At 63.1% G+C, this 1617-nt stretch carries 2 protein-coding genes and 1 pseudogene; 2 read left to right on the forward strand and 1 reads right to left on the reverse strand.

What is annotated here, in order from left to right; translation table 11 throughout:
• Positions 1-342 (reverse strand): annotated as a pseudogene (locus AC16XC_RS00625) (MFS transporter); the annotation flags it as partial.
• A gap of 259 nt (positions 343-601) precedes the next feature.
• Between AC16XC_RS00625 and AC16XC_RS00630 the strand changes: the two are divergent.
• Complete coding sequence (locus AC16XC_RS00630; protein ID WP_484032696.1) at positions 602-943, forward strand: GntR family transcriptional regulator; 342 nt, start codon at positions 602-604, stop codon at positions 941-943.
• Positions 944-1099: 156 nt separating this feature from the next.
• The gene (locus AC16XC_RS00635; protein ID WP_484032695.1) at positions 1100-1378 is read left to right on the forward strand and encodes an integration host factor subunit beta; all 279 of its coding nucleotides are present in this window, start codon (positions 1100-1102) and stop codon (positions 1376-1378) included.
• Positions 1379-1617: the final 239 nt, after the last annotated feature.

Raw genomic sequence — 1617 nt, forward strand, 5'->3', positions numbered from 1 at the left:
CTGGCCGAGCGCGCCCTCGCCTTCGAACGCCATCAGGAAGTGGCCGATGGTCAGCAGGACCGCGCCGAACAGCACCGCCTTGCGCTGCCCGAGATAGCGGTCGGCGAGATAGCCGCCGAGCACCGGCGCGATATAGACCAGCGCGGTATAGGCGCCGTAGACCAGCGATGCGTCTTCGTCCGAGAACAGCCAGTGCTGGGTGAGATAGAAGATCAGCAGGGCGCGCATGCCGTAATAGGAGAAACGCTCCCACATTTCGGCAAAGAACAGCATGTAGAGGCCCTTGGGATGCCCCGCGAATTCCTGTTTCGACGATGTGAGGACCGTTGCGCCGCCGATCAGCAGCAGGATCAGGAAGGATGCCGCCACCGCGACGATGATCTGTTCGAGGTCCACGTTCGAAGTCTCCCGGAATGCTGGGCCGGGAGCGCCCGGCAATCATCTTCGCGCACACTAACGGGAGATTTCCCGTTGTGAAGCAATTGTTTCACAAGAAACCGTATCTCCCTGCGGCCCGCGCGACTTGACCTGACACGGTGTATTATGGCACTGAAGCACCCGGCGTCGCCGAATGCGCGCGACCGTCGCCAAGGAACCAGCCATGTCGCAATCGAGCCGCCCGGTCTATCTCAAGCTTCGCGACCTGATCGCGGCCGCGATTATCGAGGGCCGCTACGCCGAGGGCGACATGCTCCCGTCGGTGCGGGCCTTCGCGGCCGAACAGGGCGCCAATCCGCTGACCGTCGCCAAGGCCTACCAGCAATTCCAGGCCGACGGGCTGGTCGAAGTCCAGCGCGGGGTCGGCATGTTCGTCGTCGCAGGCGCGGCCGAGAAACTGCGCCAGTCCGAACGGTCGAATTTCCTGGCGCGCGAATGGCCCGAGATTCGCGCCCGCATGGAGCGCCTGGGGATCGAGCCGGCGGAGCTGCTCGACACCGCCTGAGGGCAGGAAGCCCTTCACTTCAATCAGATTTTATTTGTAGCCGGATTGCGCAAGCGCTTGCTCTCTGGCAGTCTTGTTGCGTTGGAAATAGCGTCGGCGCAGTTTTCGGCTGGCAGCATTCCGGCGCATTGCGCCCTCAACGCCGGGGATGGGACTATGATCAGATCGGAATTGATGCAGGCAGTCGCGGCAGACAACCCGGAGCTCCGGGCCGACGAGGTCGAACAGGTGATCGACATCTTTTTCGACGAGATCGCGGCCCGGCTGGCCGAAGGCGGACGCGTGGAATTGCGCGGTTTCGGGGCGTTCTCGACCCGCGAGCGCGATGCAAGGGTCGGTCGCAACCCCAGGAGCGGGGAAGCGGTTTCGGTGCCCGCCAAGCGGGTCCCCTATTTCAAGCCGGGCAAGGAAATCCGCGAGCGGTTGAACCGTTAGGCGCCGACATTCCAGCCTGAATTTCAAGCAGTTTCGCCAGCCTTGAGACACGCGCCGAGTCGCGCGCTTTTCGCTCGTGCTGCATTGTCCGGCAGCCAAAAAGGAAAGGGCGCGGATCCTGAAGACCCGCGCCCCTTCTTCGAGCGAATGATCGCCCTTGTGGTTGTTACCAGTTTTTCGTGACACCAACCGACCAAGTGCGCGGCAGGCCGGGCACACCGGTGACCACGCCCAGCGAG

This window comes from Candidatus Andeanibacterium sp. (genome assembly GCF_057143545.1).